Genomic DNA, 15,785 nt, shown 5'->3' with positions numbered 1-15,785 from the left:
GGTGTGTAACTTAGAAAAACTTCAATAAGAAACAATAGATGGAGCGCCGTGTGCGATGAAAGTTGCATGCACGGTGCGAGGTGGGGGAAAAACCGGAGATAATCTCAAAAGTTTACCTATCACTATTACATATTCACATTGCAACAGTTGAACCAGATCCTACACGTAGTCGGGGAAAAAGAAAGTCAAAAACATTGGATGTAATGAAGTCAACGGTTGTTAATCAAATTATGGATCGAGGAGAAAATCAGAATAGAATTAATCACTTAATCCGTAAAGAAATGGTTGGCCAAAAGAAACAGGATTCTTCTTTTGCATGGCGCAATCGAGAATTAAAACCCTTGTTTTTAATGGTCTATAATCATCTTCCACAAGATAAAAGGCAATGGCAGTATAGCTACAATACCATTAAACCATTGAAACCTTATATTGATACATTGAGTGAAAAATACATCAAAAAATATCATCAAAAAGAGTATCAGCAATTAATAAAGAACTTAGATAAAGAAGTAAAAGAATTAAAGAAAGCATATGGGGAGGGGACGAGGGATAAAGGACGCTACGAAAATTATAAGCAAACGAAAATAGATGATTTATATAAGCGAATGGGAAATGCATTTTTGCAAGAAATGAAAGCTTATGATCGAAAGCAGCAAGACGTAAAACGTCTGTTGGATAGAAAGCAATCTGGAAATCAAACAGTGAGATATAAGCAGCATGTACCTGTACATTTTTCACTTCGCAAAATAGAAAAAGCATTTAAAAGTGAATATGAAAGTTGGAAAAACCAACAGCATTATGAACGAATGCAACGTGAAACAAAACGTGATCGTAACCAACAAAACGACTATGAAAGGGGCTATTAATGGATGGAGAAGCAACGAATGAAGTTAGCCATTGAAGATGAGTCAAAAGCGTATATTGAATCATTTAAAGAGGAGCATGGATTACGCTACACGGGTGATGCCATTGCACAAATTTGTAAAGAACATGAAGCAGCTAAAAACAATGAATGGTCATTAAAGTATATTACGGAAGTAGTTAGTCATCATCTCCATGAGTCCCTAAAAAATGAGTTTCAAACTTTACGAGAAGAGATTCAAATATTAAAAGGTGAGATGACAAAAACAAAACTAGGAGCGAACGCAGCTGATAAAAATACACAAATTTTAATTGAATATATGAATGGACTTTTTTTCCATCATAGATTTAAAGGGTTGATGACCACAAGTATGCAGGAGATGGATAGTACAAGAGTAGCGAGAGAAACAGTTGAGAAACGAATTGCGAATCAACGTCAAAAACGGATTGATTGGGAAGAATCAAGAGGGAAACAACAATCTCATTGATTGTTTCATATAAAAAGAGATTTGAATACTAAAAGGAGGAATTAATAATTATGTTTTTTAACAAAGATTTAGTGTTAGCTTCGATTAAAGCTGTGGGAGAGGATCATGCCATTGTGCAGTATCGAGATCAAGAAGTAGAGGTGAATTTAAGTCCAGAAGAAGCGAAGGAGTTTCATCAATATGTCGTACATCAAGAGAATATGTTGGTGCCAATGAATATCAAAACACAGAAGCTTTTTGTGGATTTAGAAGAACCGTGGTATGAACAAGAATTAGAAGAGCTTAAGGGGATCTCTTATCAAGAAGAGGAGGGAGAAGATGAGTAAAGCGTATGCCAAAAAGTCCATTGAAGATAAGCGTAAAGAAGTTGAGGAGCTAACGAAAGGTAAGGGAGCGTAAAGAGCTCTCTTTTTTATTAATGTTGGCTGTTCTCATTTGTTGTACAATTAAAATTATAATATAAGTGGGAATATTCAAATAAAGGAGTAGAGAGTATGGAGAAACAAGAGTATGAATGGGTAAAGCAAACACGTCAAATCTTATTAACACAATGTAAAGAGTTAAATGGAGATGATTTTACAAAAGAACTAGGATTTGGTTCTCAGAGTATAAGAGATTCTTTGATTCATATTGCAGGTTGCTATCATGCTTGGCTGGGTTCTTTTGTTCTCTTACAAACAAAATCGCCTCTTTTACCTAAAGAAGTAATTAGTAATATGCAGATAAGTGATATTCAACTTTATTTTGAACAAGCAGATGCATATGTGGATGCTGTATTCCAACAATTTAGCGATAATTTCGATGACATTATTGAAGGGGAACTTGCTTGGAGACCAGAGGTTAATCGTATAAGAAAGACTCCTCGACAATTGCTCATGCATACAATTACACATGAGTTCCACCATAAGGGACAAATTGTAGCCATGTTACGTTTATTAGGTCATATCCCTAAACATACAGACATAATTGCTCTACCTGACAAGGAAGTTGGATCAGTTGCTTCAAGTAAGGAATAAGGGAGTTAGTTAAAGGTTCCTCTTTTGAAAGTAACAAACTTTATCCAGCATCTAAATTTAACTTAATAAAATTAAATGTAAAAAAGCAGAGGTAGTTTATTCCTCTGCTTTTTCTCATGCAACTTGGAATTTATTTATTATCTAAATACTAATTACTTGGGGGAATAATGATGAAAAAAGTAACGTCTCTTTCAAATGACCAATTTAAAACACTTATTACAGATAAACGAGAATTAAAGAAGTTTATGAAGCACCCACAAAATGAAAAAATCGAGGCAGATTGGGCGAACATCAGTGAGAAACAGCTGCAAGACATTCCTTCTGGTGCTGTTTACTTAACACAATCAGCTCTAGGAGAGGAAAAACCGCAGGTTTTACTTGTTTCTACGGATGAAAAAGGCCAAAAACAAGCCTATAAAAGTGAAGCAACCGTTGATTTTTTGAACAGTCATGATGTAAATCCTGTATTAGACAAAGATCGAGAAACGCAGCTTGAAACAAGCTATCTTACGTTTTTACAGGCGCATGAAAAAGAAAAACCTCAAGATATTGATAGTATGTTAGTTCGGGTGAACGCAGAAAACGATTATGTCATGTTGAAATCCAGTGCTTTAAAGGAAAATACATTTACTCATGACCAATTAAAAGGCATGGAAAATGAGCTTTCTCATCAGTTTCAAGCACGAAAACAGGCACAAGAGAAGGACCGGTATCAAGAAGGCTACAAACAAGAAGTACTAGAAGCTATGCAGCAGCCTAGTGAAGAAACACAGTATAAGCAGCTGTTTAAGCAGCTGTTTAAGCAAAGCTTGTTATCTCAATTAGGCATATCAGATGAAAAAGATTCTTCTAAAGAAGCGAAAAAGGAAGCTGAAGCAGAAAAAGCTCCTATTGAAAAGCAGCTCAAGCAAGAAACACCTCAAGAGAAAGAGCAGCGTGTGGCCAAAATGAAGGAATTTGAACAAAAGCATTCCTTTGACAAGGTGTACAAATTGAAAAAAGAAGTGCTGCAGGAATTAAAAGAGCTGAATTTGACTGATTCTCAACGTGAGAAATTAACGAAGCTTGAAAAGGCTTTAGACACAGAGAAAAAGGATCATGACAAATAGAAAAAAGAAGAGAAATCTCAGAATGGATTTACAAAGTTTTTTGTACGGAATAATGGAGCATTTTCTTCAAAAAAACGGGACCAGACACAAGAAATGGAACGTTAAAAAAAGCAAAGGTTTAGATAGAATGGGAGGGCTGAAAAGCTCTCCTTTTTCATATCGTGGAGTAAAGGAGGGATTAGGTGGGAGAACGAAAACACGTCAATGAGGGGAAAATCATGAAAGCGCGAGATGTTGATTTGTTGTCGTATCTGGAAGCCAAAGGCGAAACCTTTATAAAAGAAGGAAAATATTATCGTCATACGGAACATGATAGCTTACTCATCAAAGGAAATATGTACGCTTGGAACAGCCGGAATGAAACAGGATATGGAGCGATCAGTTTTGCTCGAATGTATTATGGGATGTCGTTTCCACAAGCCGTATTAGAGCCGTATTAGATATCAACAAAGGCGATTATAAAGAGCTTTCTCAGTCGCATAAACAACCGTCGGTTTCACCATCAAAAGAGCCTTTTCGCTATCCTAAAGAGTTAGAAGTAAAGGATCAAAGCAAAATAAAAGATTATCTCATAAAAGAACGTAAAATAGATTCTCGGTTAGTTGACTGGCTTCTTCAAAAAGATTTGATCGCCCAGGACAAACGGAACAATGTAGTGTTTAAATGGCGTGAACATGGAGGTAAAGGAAAGGTAATTGGGGCGGATCGGCAAGGCACAACTTCGATAAGTAATAAGCGTGGTTCCTTTAAACAAGTCTTACCGAACGATAACCCACATACAGGCTTTTCAGTTGATGTTGGTCGCCCAAATAAGATTCATTTTTTTGAAAGTCCAATTGATTTGCTTTCTTATTGGAGTATATAAGAAAAACAATTGCAGAATACACGCCTTATTAGTATGAATGGTTTAAAGCCTAAAACCGTGGCTCAGTCTTATATCGAAGCTCGAAAAGAAGGCTTAGGTATTAAAGAAATGGTGTTAGCTGTCGACAATGACCAAGGAGGAAAAGAATTTATTGACAAAATGAACCAAATCGTTAATGCTTATTTAATAAGAGCAGATATTCCAAAGGGAGCGAAAGACTGGAACGACGAATTGAAGAAGAATGGAAAAAGCATTCAACCTGTGGCATCACGTCTCCGGAATAAACAAACTGAACAGGAGCTTTCAATGAATGGATAAAGTGTTTCAAGGTGTATTTTACCTCTTTCTTATCATGATTTTAGTGAAACTTTCTCAATATGCTTACCGTGTCCTTCGTGAACGGAAGTATAGGAAAGAATTAGCCCACTCGGGTATGCCCTATATTGATAAAATGGATGGTTATCAGTTTGAAATTTACTTGCAGGCCCTTTTCCAACAGCTAGGATATAAACCCCAAGTAACCAAAAAGTCTGGAGACTTTGGAGCTGATTTAGTGATGAAAGGCAAAGAAAAGATTGTCATTCAAGCTAAACGATATGGAATTAAAAATCGGGTCAGTATTTCAGCTGTACAAGAAGTGTATGGGGCAAAAGCGTATTATAAAGCGAATCAAGCGTGGGTTGTGACCAATAGTTATTTTACGAAACAAGCGAAAGAGCTTGCAGCTGCATGTGATGTGACTTTATTGGATCGGGCAGATCTTCAAAAGTTTATTAATGAAGTCAATCCCGTTTTTAAGGCACGGGAAATCTTTGAAAATATCACACCAGAACCTCGTAAGTGTCCGAAATGTGGGCAGGATCTAGTCGTACGAGATGGGAATGGTACTCGCTTTTTTGGCTGTTCCTCGTTCCCTTCTTGTCGTCATACAGAGAAAATTAATAAGGAAGTAAGTGAGAGTAGACCTTCATTATAGGAGGGTCTGTTTTTTCTTTCTCTAAAAAGGAGTCGATGTTATGAGTTCATATACGAGTCTTAACTGATTGGGGAAGGGATAATTTTTATGCATAACTCATTAGATTCATCACATAATAACAGTGTAATGGTATTGTTCTCTCTCAAAGAGATTCAATCACACTTACCCTACTTCAATCTTCCTTCTAACTGATTGAGTGGGGTTCTTTTTTATGTATATTTTTAAGACGCTGAAATTTGCATCGAATGAGTACTTATACGCAAAACAAAAGTTAATTTCGTCAGAGAGCGTTTCTCTGCATGTCAAAATCGTCGATTAACTAGGCTTTTATTTATAAATGATTGTGACGAAAAAGCATCTTTCGTAATTGGAAGGTGCTTTTTTCGTTTCCTATAAAAATATAAAAAAGAGGAGAGTTTTTATGAAGAACATTTTTATTAAATCAATGACCGTTCTTACATTACTAATGGTCGCATTATATGGAGTAAATCAGGGGAAAACAGAAGCAGCAAGCAAAGCAGCGAATCAAGATTTGATTATTATTAACAAGTACTACAACAAGTTTGCGTATTTTCACAATGGTTACATTGAAATCGTTGATCCAGTAGCAACGGGTAAAACATGGGATAAAACACCTGTTGGATTTTTTAAAGTGGTAAACAAGATTAAAAACCGCCCTTACTATACAGGACATATTCCTGGGGCGATCCTCGCAACCCATTAGGAAAACGTTGGTTAGGACTAAATGCAAACGGTACGTATGGTTATACATACGGCATTCATGGCAATAACAATGAAAGCAGCATTGGAAAGTACGTGAGCCAAGGTTGCGTGAGAATGCACAATGCAAATATTGAAAAGCTTTATGATAAAGTTCAAGTTGGTACACCGGTTGTTATCACGTATTCTTATAAGAGCTTTGTTGATTTAACAAAAGTATATGGGTATCAGTTCAAAGGCTACAAGATGAAAAACAATTAGTATCTGGGCAGCATTCCATGATAATAAAACATGAGATGCTGCTCTTTTACTTTGAATTTTTATTTAAGGCCAATAAAGTATTTAAATAACCAACAATTTTTAATGATTACATAGATGTTATAAACAATAATAGAAGCATAAAAATTGCTAATATAAGACTGATGAGAATATTGAATATAGAAAGGATTACATTCCTTTTAAATTTACATATTCCAATAATGAGGCCAGATACAACTATGATCCACCAAAGGATATCAAAAAATAGTTCATTAAATTTTGCTGTAATTTCAGTGAAAAATAATATGATTAGTAGTAATTGTAGTAAAAGTACTCCGATTCCCCATAATGATGGTTTGTTTTGAGTATTTCTACGACGATAAACTACTCGAACTACTATAAAAATCAATATAAGAAATAAAACAAAGAGCATAATTAGACCAGTAAAACTCATTGGATTTCTCCTCTGTTCGATATGTATGTGTCTTTAATTAACTAATTTCCTTAACCAATCTCGTTAAAGTTCTTTCTCTTGCTTCATTTGTGACTGTTTCAAGTATCTTCTTCATCTTTGTATTCTAAAATATCACCAGGTTGACACTCTAAGGCTTTGCAAATAGCTTCTAAAGTTGAAAACCTAACAGCTTTTGCCTTGCCATTTTTTAAGATAGAAAGATTGGCCATCGTTATTCCTACCTTCTCCGAAAGTTCCGTCACACTCATTTTTCTTTTAGCCAACATGACGTCAATATTAATTATAATTGCCACTTTATCCACCTCAAACTGTGTAATCGTTCTCTAATTTTATATCAATCGCTTGCTGTAAAAGTCTTTTAAGGACCGCAGCAAATACTGCAATGACTAATGAAGCAAAGATAGGAACCATTCCCACTATTATAAGGCCTGGAGCATCGTCTTTATCTGCTGCCAAAAAAACAAATGGCATCATTATCACATACAAGCCACTGATCACAATTGCACAATATTTTATTTTCTTTAATGCTGTTACAGAAATGTTAGAAAACGCTTTGTTCTGGTCAATATAGATAAGAAGTCGAAAAGCCTGATACAACGTAAGAAAATAAGGAATAACTGAAAGATACATAATGCTTACAGCAGGATATAGTATGTAGGAGTAATCTGCATTTGCTGTATTGTTAGCTAAATAAAATAATCCGTATATGCCTAAAGCAAGAACTGGAGCTCCCATAAAAAGAAGAGCTATCTTTAAAAATATTGTTGAAGTTTGTTTCATAGTAAAGCACCTCATTTATTAAATTTCAAATACGAATTTAACATATAATTTATTGTTTTACAATAAAAATATATCATATTTCATATTATTATTGTTGTTTATGCAAAATGACTTTAATTTTTAAAATGCTAAAAAAACATTATTTTATATAATTAAAGACTTTAATAAAATTAAAAAAGTATAGATGGAAATTCCATAAAGTAAACAGGGATTCTTAGATTTTTTATAGCAATAGCAAGATAGTCCACATTCTTTGAGACACTCCTTGCAATCTATTAAGAAAACGTTGGTTAGACTTGAATGAAAATGGTACATACAGTCTATGTGGAAACAACACTAAAAGCAGCATCTCGTGTCAAAACACGGGATACTGCTTATTTTTTGTGTTCTTACCATATAGACCTTATTATAGAAGTATATGAATAATATGGGTAAGGGGGAATTGAAATGAGAGCCAAAATCGAAAAAGCGAATCGTGTAGTGATGTTTACAGCAACTGGTGAGTTTTATGCACATGAGGTGCCGGGTGAGCTAACAATTGGCTTCTTTGCGTGTCCATCTTGTGGAGTAAAAGTGTACCATAAAAAGGATCACTTCTTTTCCCGTGATCATGAGCGTACGTGTACGTATGTGAAAGAACAATTTAAAAGAGACAGTAAAAGAAATGTAAGGGGATAGTATTAAGTAATTTGTGCAACTATTTATTCTCGTGCTAAATTACTTTCTCAAAAAAGAAGAGACAACAAAATCCCTTTGTTTTTGTATAAGAATAAACAATTGATGCAGCAAAAATTTAATTCTGTAAAAGGAATATCTAGAATTCATGTCCTTTATTTTATCTTTGGAGGTTGGGAAAAATATGAAAACAACGGGTATTGTGCGAAAGGTAGACGAGTTGGGTCGTATTGTAATTCCTGTGGAGTTACGGAAGGTTCTTACTATCAAAGAAAAAGATCCTGTAGAAATATTTGTGGATGGCAATCACATTATTCTTCAGAAATACAAAGCCCAAAATGAATGCATGATTACCGGTGAAGTGACCTCACAAAACAGGGAATATGCAAAAGGGATTGTATTAAGCCCACGAGGAGTAGAGATTTTGAAGCATGAGATTGAATTTAAATTTGGCATTAAAGCGTAATTTATAAGTGTTTCCGTATGGTAGAGTGTCTTCGACTCATCTTTTTTAATTGGATCTATGCGAACTCTCCACAGCAAGGTTCTGGAGAGTTCATGTAGGTCTTTTTTTATTTTACAGCTTCTTTAAATTCTTTACCTGGCTTAAAGGCTGGAGCCTTTGTAGCTGGAATGACCATTTGTTCACCGGTTTGTGGATTACGTCCTGTACGCTCTCCACGTTCACGTACTTCAAATGTACCAAATCCAGCAATTTGAATTTTCTCTTCATCTGCCAATGTGGCAGAAATCGTTGCAAATAGTCCATCAATAGCTTTTTTTGTATCTTGTTTTGTTAATTCAGCTTTTTTTCATATCTACTTACCTCATTCTCTACTATGTATAGTGGTGTATAGACAAGAAATATATCATAGCTTACTCAAGGAATTCAAACGTACGTTCTTATGGGTCTGTAGCATTCAAAGAAAGTATATTTTAATACAAAATACCTAAAATATCTTGTCCGTAAAGTTATACTTTTGCGGACAGCTAATTTGATTTTGGTCCAATACTTTAACATATAAAATCTCTTTCTAATTATTTAATTTTTTTTAGCTATTTATAAAAAATTTCCATACTTTCCCTAATATCGCTATAAAAAACAGAATATTCAATTATTTTAATTTACTTTGCAAGCGATTACATTTATAATGAAAATTAGGTTGGATGGCAAGCATGGCTATCATTGTATATGGCATAGGAGAGACCAGTACAAGATGAAAATAGCTTATCATATAAAATATTTTGCTAATTTGTATGTATAAGAGATTGCTAGTTGAGCAATAATGAAAATAAGAACTTGCATAAAGGAGGTCAAACTATTGAGCGAATATAAACAGGTTTTCTCTACGTTTATTAATGAAGAACGATTTGATTTACATTCATACCTTACTTATTTATTTATCAATGAATGTCAGGAGGGTGTAGTAAATCAGTTAGAACAGAAACATGTAAACCAATAAATTTATAAATAGGAGAAAGAGAAAGGATAAATAATAATGAATGGAAAAATCGTGTAGGTGACTTTATCCCTCTGAGCAGAAGGAATAGGTCGCCTATTGGTATTTCTGCTTAAGTATTTAGTACACTAAACTCAAGGTTAAATCTTTTTAAAGACTAAAGGGTTTATAACGGAAGTACTTTATCATTTACTTAAAGGTATAGATCTTCCATGAGTTTTTCTTTTTGCAACTTATATAATTACTCCATCTTTGTCCTTGTCTTACATAATCATTAAACGTAGCGTTTCGGACTACAATATGGCCTCCACATTCTTCTGCCATTTGTTTCGCAATAGACTCTTTGTCAAAGGGAAATGCAACCAATTCATCATGTGTAAATTCATAACTGGTTATCTCTTTCTTTTTTACGTCCTTACACCAATCATTTACATAATATAACTTACCTAACTTTATAAAATAGTATTGATACTCTCTGTTAGGCAACTTACTCCCCTCCATTTCTACACCCTTCAATAGCTTTATAAGTAAATATTAACCTATTATTTGGATTTGGAAACCTAAAACCTTTCTAAAAAGGCACTCTTTTAGAGTGACTTAAATTATACAAGTGTTAATGTATTCTTGATCTGTAAGAAAGCAAGTAAAAAAACGCTTAAAGAATTCTTTAAGCGTTTTTTATATTATTTTACATCATTTAGTTGGTCGATATTGTTCGGAGACGATGAAATCATCTTCTACTAGGATATATGGATGTGTTTCCAACAAAATCGTTTTCAGATATTCTGGCATTCGCTCACCTTTGTACGCGCAGATTAATGGAAACGATAGCTGATTTACAGCCTCATCCACTATTTTTTCAAAATCCTCTATTAGATGTAAAGGATCTTTCATAGTGGTCCACTCTACATGTGCCCATGATCTAAAAGAGATTTTATTTTCTACATAAGGTTGTATCATTTTATTAAAGTAATTCTCGATTGAGGGAGGATGATAACTCCCACTTGAATAATAAAAATCAAAGTTATTTATACGGTGTACCAGTTTCATTTGATCTTTTGTTAATAGCGTTTCCAGTTGTTTTTTTATGAGGGGATAAATACGATCATTTTCAATAAGAATAATGTAGTCTCCAGCGTAAATTCCGTCTTTTATGTAATCTACAACTTGGTTAATGTAATTTTTCATTTCATTATAGGAATACAGTACATGAACATTCTTTTGATCTTTAAACAACTGATTTATTTTATTTTTCAAGAAATCATCCTTTCTCTTTGTATCCCTTAATTATACTAGTGTTCTTTCGTGGATTAAATTGGGAAATTTTTTAGTTAATTGAGCTAAATAAAATTAAACAATTATATTATTTCTATTCAATTTTGAAAAGGTGTATTACTTTCCCAATAAACGAACAAAAAATCTACCTCATTTTACAAGCATTGGATGGAGTGAGGTAGATTTTTTCTGAAACATTTTATAGAATATGCTGATAAATAAATCCTAACATATTTTTATAACAGGGACATTTCAGACAAGTTACAGCATATGAATAAAAGGTGCGCTTTTTATTCATCTATTTGTCACTCAGCCCGAGGCCAAATGTTGATAAATCAAGGTTGTATAATAAGCTGCATACTCCGGAAAAAGGATCCTTGGCAGAACCGTTCTGCAACAAGGGTTCTTTTTTGTGATGTGTACTGGAAAGAGTGTTTATGTAAACTAGCTATGCATACGGTATTCATCAAGAATTAACTTGTTTTTTATAATTTAAAAGTGAAAATACAATAAAGGAACTGATTAAAATTGATGTAATATGTTTATCTAAATATAGTTTGTGTTCTACGATCAATGTAACAATGGGAGAAAGTGTTATAGCAATGAGTATATAAAGTAAGAGCTTTAAAAAGAATTTTGAGGATCTGAATTTATTTTCAATTAAAGCATAGCTCGGTACTAATAAAATATATAATACGGCTCCTAAACCTATAATAAAAAGTACTGAACCAACGGAAAAAATCCCTTCCAAATATGAAGCCTTCTCACTATTAAAAAAATCATTAATTAAAAGTGAAAGTCCAATTAGAACTGTTGTGATGAATACAGATAAAATTGGTCTATTCTTCATAAAAACACCTCTCTTATGATAATATATTCCAATTATACAATTGTTTTTAAGCCAGAGGGAGAGAGTGTCAATTATATAAGACTACCTAGAAAAACTGGTATTATGTAAACTGATTCTGTATATTTTATTCACTTTTCATATTAGCATTCATTAGCAAGAAAAGAGAAAGAACAACATAATATTTTCTTCCTGTGATAGCATCAATTTAAGTAAATCCATAAATAAATTAGGGAGAGATCACAATGACAGTTCGTTTAGTGAAAGGATCAGATTATTATGTAATATCTCCGTTAATTAACGATTGGTGGAATGGAAGACAAATGTCTGACTTGTTGCCAAAGCTTTTTTTTGATCATTTTAAAAATACTAGCTTTATTGTTGAAGAAGAAGGTAAAATCATAGGTTTTTTAATTGGATTCTTATCTCAATCTTATTTGAATGAAGCATATATTCACTTTGTTGGAATCCATCCGGAGTACAGGGGGAAAGGTATTGGAAAACAATTATATAATCAATTTTTCGATGTAATTAAACAAAATGGCCGTAATACTGTTCGCTGTGTGACTTCTCCTGTAAATAGAGCTTCAATTGCTTATCATACTAAAATGGGTTTTGAAATTGAACGTGGAAATAAAACTAATCAAGATAAGGTTCTATTTGTAAAGTACTTGAATTAATTCAAGTACTTTTTCTACCGATAACGTTGATTATGGTAACTAACTTTGTATCTCGTATACATCGTAAAAAAGAAAACAACTACCTCCATGGAAGGCAGCTGTTTTCTCTCAACGAGTTTTCATTTATAACTGATTATTGTATGGTCTCTACTTTGTTTTTTGATTGCTGATAAAATATTCTTGTTTTACCATGCGTATATTTCAGGTGTTTCTCCACCCGGACCTGGAAAGATGTCATCTAACTCCTGAAGTACGTTTTCATCTAGACTGATTTCAACTGCACGTAAGACATTTTGAAGTTGTTCCACTGTTCTTGGCCCAATGATGGGTGCAGTCATGACCGGATTTGAAAGCGTCCAAGCGAGTGCAACATTTGCCTCTTTTTCCCCTAATTCTGTACATAGACTGGAAAATCTATTGAGCTGAGATTTATGTTTCTCAATTCGATCCGTTTGCTTAGATGTCCGGATTCCTCCATTAGCTTTGAGGGCATTGCCTCCAAGAAGTCCTCCTGCTAATGGACTCCATGCTACAACGCCTAGCCCCAGGTCTTGTGCTGCAGGTAAAACTTCCATTTCGGGAGTTCGTTCGAGTAAACTGTACTTATGTTGTTCACATACCAGTCCCATGAAATTTCTTTCATTGGCTACAGCTTGTGCCTTTACCAAATGCCAACCTGCAAAGTTGCTAGACCCAATATAATCTACTTTACCGGATCGAACTTGAGTTTCAAAGGCTTCCCATACTTCTTCCCACGGTGTTCGACGATCAACATGATGCATCTGATATAGCTCTACATGATCCGTTTGTAACCGTTGCAACGAACTTTCAAGGTGGCGTCTAATTTTATAAAGAGATAACCCTCTAACATCATTCGGTCCATCTACTGGATTTGATATCGGTTCATACACCTTTGTTGCTAGAACGACTCTTTCCCTGCGTTGTCCTCCCTGTGCAAACCATCGGCCAATCAACGTTTCTGTCAATCCTGCATTCGTTCCCCATCCGTAGATATTGGCAGTATCAAAAAAGTTAATACCAGCATCGAGTGCTTCATCCATGATACGAAAAGCAGTTTTTTCATCTGTATCAACCCCAAAATTCATCGTACCTAAACATAATCGACTAACACGTAAACCTGTTCTTCCTAAAAAGGTATATTCCAAAATGAATTCCTCCTCCATTATTTTTGTTACACTATAGGTGACGAGATAAAATAAAAAAAGATGCAAAATGAATTGAAAGTTTTGATAGGAGGTATGTCTTAGATGAATATAGAGGACGTGTGGAATGAATTTCATCACCCACTAAAAAGATTTATTGCAAAAAGAGTCCATGATCATTCTAAGGTGGACGATATTTTACAAGAAGTGTTTATAAAAATAAATTCTCATTTTATTGATTTAAAGGATGAACAAAAAATGTATAGTTGGATTTATCAGATTGCTCGAAATACCACTATCGATTTTTATCGTAAAGAAAAATCAACTGAGAAACTATCTGATTATGTTCAACTATGTAACGAAACCCATGATGAAAATTTTTCTAGGGAAGCATCTGCATGTATCCAATCCACTATGCAAAGGTTGCCACAAAAATATCTTGAAGCTCTCGAACTTTATGAGTTTCAAGGATTGTCCCAAAAGGAATTAAGCGAAAAGTTAGGTATTTCTTATTCAGGAGCTAAGTCAAGGGTGCAACGTGGACGGAAAAAGTTAAAATACCTATTAGAAGGTTGCTGTCACATTGAATCAGATCGATATGGAAATATTGTTGACTTTCGTATTATGAAAGATTAATTATTGTTTTTTACTAACTAAAATACATGTAGAAGTGAGTTTGAAACTAAAGTATGCAAAAGATAATTAATTTAGATTACCGAGAATTTACATTGTATTAATTAAGGATGCATGAAACATTCATAACTAGTTTGTAAATTAGTGGCTCAAATTATTTTCAGTTGTAATTATCTTGAAATTATTATGAAGTTATCACCTTACGTCTATTGAAAATGATAATTACTTTCTATATGATTCGGAATTGACAACAGATCAAATGTTATGACTAATCGGAGGATATTATGAAGCTTTTAAAGAAAGTGTTTAAGCGTAAAACTACATGGTTTGTTTTTTTGATTGTAATAGCTTTTATTTATTTAAATAATAGTTCTTTACTAGCTCAGAAAAGAGAGAGTCAACCTTTTTTACTTGCTCATAGAGGTGTTGCTCAAACATTTACAATGAGAGATATTCAAAATGACACGTGTACAGCCGAAAGAATTTACAAGCCTGAACATAATTTTTTAGAAAATACCATTCCGTCTATGGAAGCTGCTTTTGAGGATGGAGCTGATATGGTTGAACTTGATGTTCACATTACAAAAGACAATCAATTTGCAGTATTTCATGATTGGACAGTAGATTGTCGAACAAATGGAAAAGGCGTGACAAGGGATTATACAATGGCTGAATTAAAAAAATTAGATATTGGATACGGATATACAGCTGATGGAGGGAAAACATATCCTTTTCGTGGTAAGGGAGTCAACCTCATGCCTTCTCTGAGTGAAGTAATGGAGCATTTTCCTCACCAAGCATTTCTTATTCATGTGAAAAGTAACGATCCGAAAGAAGGAAGACAATTAGCTAAGTATTTATCACAATTTTCCAAGAAGCGTTTAAAAAATATAACGGTTTATGGCGGAGACGAACCGATTGATTCATTAAAAAAGAAAATGCCCAACCTAAAGGTTATGTCCAAAGCGACTATGAAAGATTGTCTTATCCCATATATAGCAACAGGTTGGACGGGGTACGTACCAAAGGCATGTAAAAATACAGAATTACATATACCAGAAAAGATTGGTCCTTTTCTATGGGGATGGCCAAGTCGTTTTTTAAATCGAATGGATGATGTAAATACTCGAATAATTATCGTAGGAGGAAATGGAAGCGAGTTTTCAACTGGTTTTGATTCTATTCAGGATGTAAAAAGACTTCCAGATGGTTATTCAGGAGGAATATGGACCAATCGTATTGATAAAATAGGAGATTACTATAAGACGAATGAAGAGTAATTCTATGATCGTTGAAGCAATTAATTTAAATAGCAGCAATGAGGCAATTGGTTTTTATTCCAATTGCTTTTCTTATTTATGTTTCCTAGAATTCTGATTATGGTGCGACAAGAAGTCGCTTTTATATAGTGTGGCTTACGCCACTGGTTTAGACGCAAAAACTATCCCCGTCCAAAACTGCGGGCCTGGTAACGGGCTCGTGGGTTGCATGCGGAAATGCGGAA

17 protein-coding genes and 4 pseudogenes are annotated in these 15,785 nt (G+C 34.1%); 14 read left to right on the top strand and 7 right to left on the bottom strand.

What is annotated here, in order from left to right:
* Positions 1-125 precede the first annotated feature (125 nt).
* From mobL to ACN6NE_RS24215, 8 genes and pseudogenes are all read left to right on the top strand, one after another.
* Positions 126-866: pseudogene (gene mobL, locus ACN6NE_RS24250) on the top strand (relaxase MobL); the annotation flags it as partial.
* Positions 867-869: 3 nt separating this feature from the next.
* Positions 870-1,349, top strand: a complete 480-nt coding sequence (locus ACN6NE_RS24245; protein WP_474327796.1) for a hypothetical protein — start codon at positions 870-872, stop codon at positions 1,347-1,349.
* A gap of 50 nt (positions 1,350-1,399) precedes the next feature.
* Complete coding sequence (locus ACN6NE_RS24240) at positions 1,400-1,675, top strand: hypothetical protein (RefSeq protein WP_098622365.1); 276 nt, start codon at positions 1,400-1,402, stop codon at positions 1,673-1,675.
* Between the two features lie 168 nt (positions 1,676-1,843).
* Positions 1,844-2,365: a DinB family protein gene (locus tag ACN6NE_RS24235; RefSeq protein WP_474327794.1), complete on the top strand. Its 522-nt coding sequence runs from the start codon at positions 1,844-1,846 to the stop codon at positions 2,363-2,365.
* 167 nt (positions 2,366-2,532) lie between these two features.
* The gene (locus ACN6NE_RS24230; RefSeq protein ID WP_474327792.1) at positions 2,533-3,474 is read left to right on the top strand and encodes a hypothetical protein; all 942 of its coding nucleotides are present in this window, start codon (positions 2,533-2,535) and stop codon (positions 3,472-3,474) included.
* 218 nt (positions 3,475-3,692) lie between these two features.
* Positions 3,693-4,657: pseudogene (locus ACN6NE_RS24225) on the top strand (toprim domain-containing protein).
* Complete coding sequence (locus ACN6NE_RS24220; protein ID WP_474327790.1) at positions 4,650-5,315, top strand: restriction endonuclease; 666 nt, start codon at positions 4,650-4,652, stop codon at positions 5,313-5,315. The pseudogene ACN6NE_RS24225 and the gene ACN6NE_RS24220 overlap by 8 nt, the downstream one beginning before the upstream one ends.
* Positions 5,316-5,736: 421 nt before the next feature.
* A pseudogene (locus tag ACN6NE_RS24215) lies at positions 5,737-6,296 on the top strand (L,D-transpeptidase).
* 549 nt (positions 6,297-6,845) lie between these two features.
* Here ACN6NE_RS24215 and ACN6NE_RS24210 read toward each other — a convergent pair.
* Both ACN6NE_RS24210 and ACN6NE_RS24205 read right to left on the bottom strand, forming a co-directional pair.
* Positions 6,846-7,061 (bottom strand): helix-turn-helix domain-containing protein, encoded by a 216-nt coding sequence (locus ACN6NE_RS24210; RefSeq protein ID WP_474327788.1) that lies wholly within the window; start codon positions 7,059-7,061, stop codon positions 6,846-6,848.
* 10 nt (positions 7,062-7,071) lie between these two features.
* Positions 7,072-7,548: a DUF2975 domain-containing protein gene (locus tag ACN6NE_RS24205; protein ID WP_474327786.1), complete on the bottom strand. Its 477-nt coding sequence runs from the start codon at positions 7,546-7,548 to the stop codon at positions 7,072-7,074.
* A gap of 447 nt (positions 7,549-7,995) precedes the next feature.
* Between ACN6NE_RS24205 and ACN6NE_RS24200 the strand changes: the two genes are divergently transcribed.
* Positions 7,996-8,226 (top strand): hypothetical protein, encoded by a 231-nt coding sequence (locus tag ACN6NE_RS24200; protein WP_474327784.1) that lies wholly within the window; start codon positions 7,996-7,998, stop codon positions 8,224-8,226.
* Between the two features lie 181 nt (positions 8,227-8,407).
* The gene (locus ACN6NE_RS24195; RefSeq protein ID WP_474327782.1) at positions 8,408-8,689 is read left to right on the top strand and encodes an AbrB/MazE/SpoVT family DNA-binding domain-containing protein; all 282 of its coding nucleotides are present in this window, start codon (positions 8,408-8,410) and stop codon (positions 8,687-8,689) included.
* Between the two features lie 106 nt (positions 8,690-8,795).
* Here ACN6NE_RS24195 and ACN6NE_RS24190 read toward each other — a convergent pair.
* Positions 8,796-9,032, bottom strand: a pseudogene (locus tag ACN6NE_RS24190) (HU family DNA-binding protein); the annotation flags it as partial.
* 513 nt (positions 9,033-9,545) lie between these two features.
* Here ACN6NE_RS24190 and ACN6NE_RS24185 point away from each other — a divergent pair.
* Positions 9,546-9,686 carry a hypothetical protein gene (locus tag ACN6NE_RS24185; RefSeq protein WP_442456068.1) on the top strand — a complete coding sequence of 47 codons (141 nt, stop codon included), beginning with the start codon at positions 9,546-9,548 and terminating at the stop codon, positions 9,684-9,686.
* A 186-nt stretch (positions 9,687-9,872) separates the two neighbouring features.
* Here the strand turns inward: ACN6NE_RS24185 and ACN6NE_RS24180 are convergent, their stop codons facing one another.
* The 3 genes from ACN6NE_RS24180 to ACN6NE_RS24170 all read right to left on the bottom strand — a co-directional run bounded on the left by ACN6NE_RS24180 (position 9,873) and on the right by ACN6NE_RS24170 (position 11,808).
* Positions 9,873-10,169: a hypothetical protein gene (locus tag ACN6NE_RS24180; RefSeq protein ID WP_474327780.1), complete on the bottom strand. Its 297-nt coding sequence runs from the start codon at positions 10,167-10,169 to the stop codon at positions 9,873-9,875.
* Positions 10,170-10,376: 207 nt separating this feature from the next.
* Positions 10,377-10,940: an MEDS domain-containing protein gene (locus ACN6NE_RS24175; RefSeq protein WP_474327778.1), complete on the bottom strand. Its 564-nt coding sequence runs from the start codon at positions 10,938-10,940 to the stop codon at positions 10,377-10,379.
* 484 nt (positions 10,941-11,424) lie between these two features.
* Entirely contained in the window at positions 11,425-11,808 is a 384-nt protein-coding gene (locus ACN6NE_RS24170; protein WP_474327776.1) for a hypothetical protein, read from the bottom strand.
* Positions 11,809-12,050: 242 nt separating this feature from the next.
* Between ACN6NE_RS24170 and ACN6NE_RS24165 the strand changes: the two genes are divergently transcribed.
* Complete coding sequence (locus ACN6NE_RS24165; RefSeq protein WP_474327774.1) at positions 12,051-12,485, top strand: GNAT family N-acetyltransferase; 435 nt, start codon at positions 12,051-12,053, stop codon at positions 12,483-12,485.
* 185 nt (positions 12,486-12,670) lie between these two features.
* Here ACN6NE_RS24165 and ACN6NE_RS24160 read toward each other — a convergent pair whose 3' ends face one another.
* Positions 12,671-13,651, bottom strand: a complete 981-nt coding sequence (locus ACN6NE_RS24160; RefSeq protein ID WP_474327772.1) for an aldo/keto reductase — start codon at positions 13,649-13,651, stop codon at positions 12,671-12,673.
* Positions 13,652-13,753: 102 nt separating this feature from the next.
* On the opposite strand from ACN6NE_RS24160, the gene sigZ reads away from it, so the two are divergent.
* The gene (sigZ, locus tag ACN6NE_RS24155) at positions 13,754-14,284 is read left to right on the top strand and encodes an RNA polymerase sigma factor SigZ (RefSeq protein WP_474327770.1); all 531 of its coding nucleotides are present in this window, start codon (positions 13,754-13,756) and stop codon (positions 14,282-14,284) included.
* A 281-nt stretch (positions 14,285-14,565) separates the two neighbouring features.
* Positions 14,566-15,561, top strand: coding sequence for a glycerophosphodiester phosphodiesterase family protein (locus ACN6NE_RS24150; protein ID WP_474327768.1), 996 nt, complete (start codon positions 14,566-14,568; stop codon positions 15,559-15,561).
* Positions 15,562-15,785 lie beyond the last annotated feature (224 nt).

This window comes from Priestia sp. 53B2, assembly GCF_056099005.1.
This window is presented reverse-complemented; position numbering and strand designations above follow the sequence as displayed.

Excerpts from the sequence above, each read along its gene's own strand:
- ACN6NE_RS24245 (WP_474327796.1), top strand. The coding sequence starts at position 870 with ATGGAGAAGCAACGAATGAAGTTAGCCATTGAAGATGAGTCAAAAGCG.
- ACN6NE_RS24240 (WP_098622365.1), top strand. The coding sequence starts at position 1,400 with ATGTTTTTTAACAAAGATTTAGTGTTAGCTTCGATTAAAGCTGTGGGA.
- ACN6NE_RS24235 (WP_474327794.1), top strand. The coding sequence starts at position 1,844 with ATGGAGAAACAAGAGTATGAATGGGTAAAGCAAACACGTCAAATCTTA.
- ACN6NE_RS24230 (WP_474327792.1), top strand. The coding sequence starts at position 2,533 with ATGATGAAAAAAGTAACGTCTCTTTCAAATGACCAATTTAAAACACTT.
- ACN6NE_RS24220 (WP_474327790.1), top strand. The coding sequence starts at position 4,650 with ATGGATAAAGTGTTTCAAGGTGTATTTTACCTCTTTCTTATCATGATT.
- ACN6NE_RS24205 (WP_474327786.1), bottom strand. The coding sequence starts at position 7,548 with ATGAAACAAACTTCAACAATATTTTTAAAGATAGCTCTTCTTTTTATG.
- ACN6NE_RS24200 (WP_474327784.1), top strand. The coding sequence starts at position 7,996 with ATGAGAGCCAAAATCGAAAAAGCGAATCGTGTAGTGATGTTTACAGCA.
- ACN6NE_RS24195 (WP_474327782.1), top strand. The coding sequence starts at position 8,408 with ATGAAAACAACGGGTATTGTGCGAAAGGTAGACGAGTTGGGTCGTATT.
- ACN6NE_RS24170 (WP_474327776.1), bottom strand. The coding sequence starts at position 11,808 with ATGAAGAATAGACCAATTTTATCTGTATTCATCACAACAGTTCTAATT.
- ACN6NE_RS24165 (WP_474327774.1), top strand. The coding sequence starts at position 12,051 with ATGACAGTTCGTTTAGTGAAAGGATCAGATTATTATGTAATATCTCCG.
- sigZ (WP_474327770.1), top strand. The coding sequence starts at position 13,754 with ATGAATATAGAGGACGTGTGGAATGAATTTCATCACCCACTAAAAAGA.
- ACN6NE_RS24150 (WP_474327768.1), top strand. The coding sequence starts at position 14,566 with ATGAAGCTTTTAAAGAAAGTGTTTAAGCGTAAAACTACATGGTTTGTT.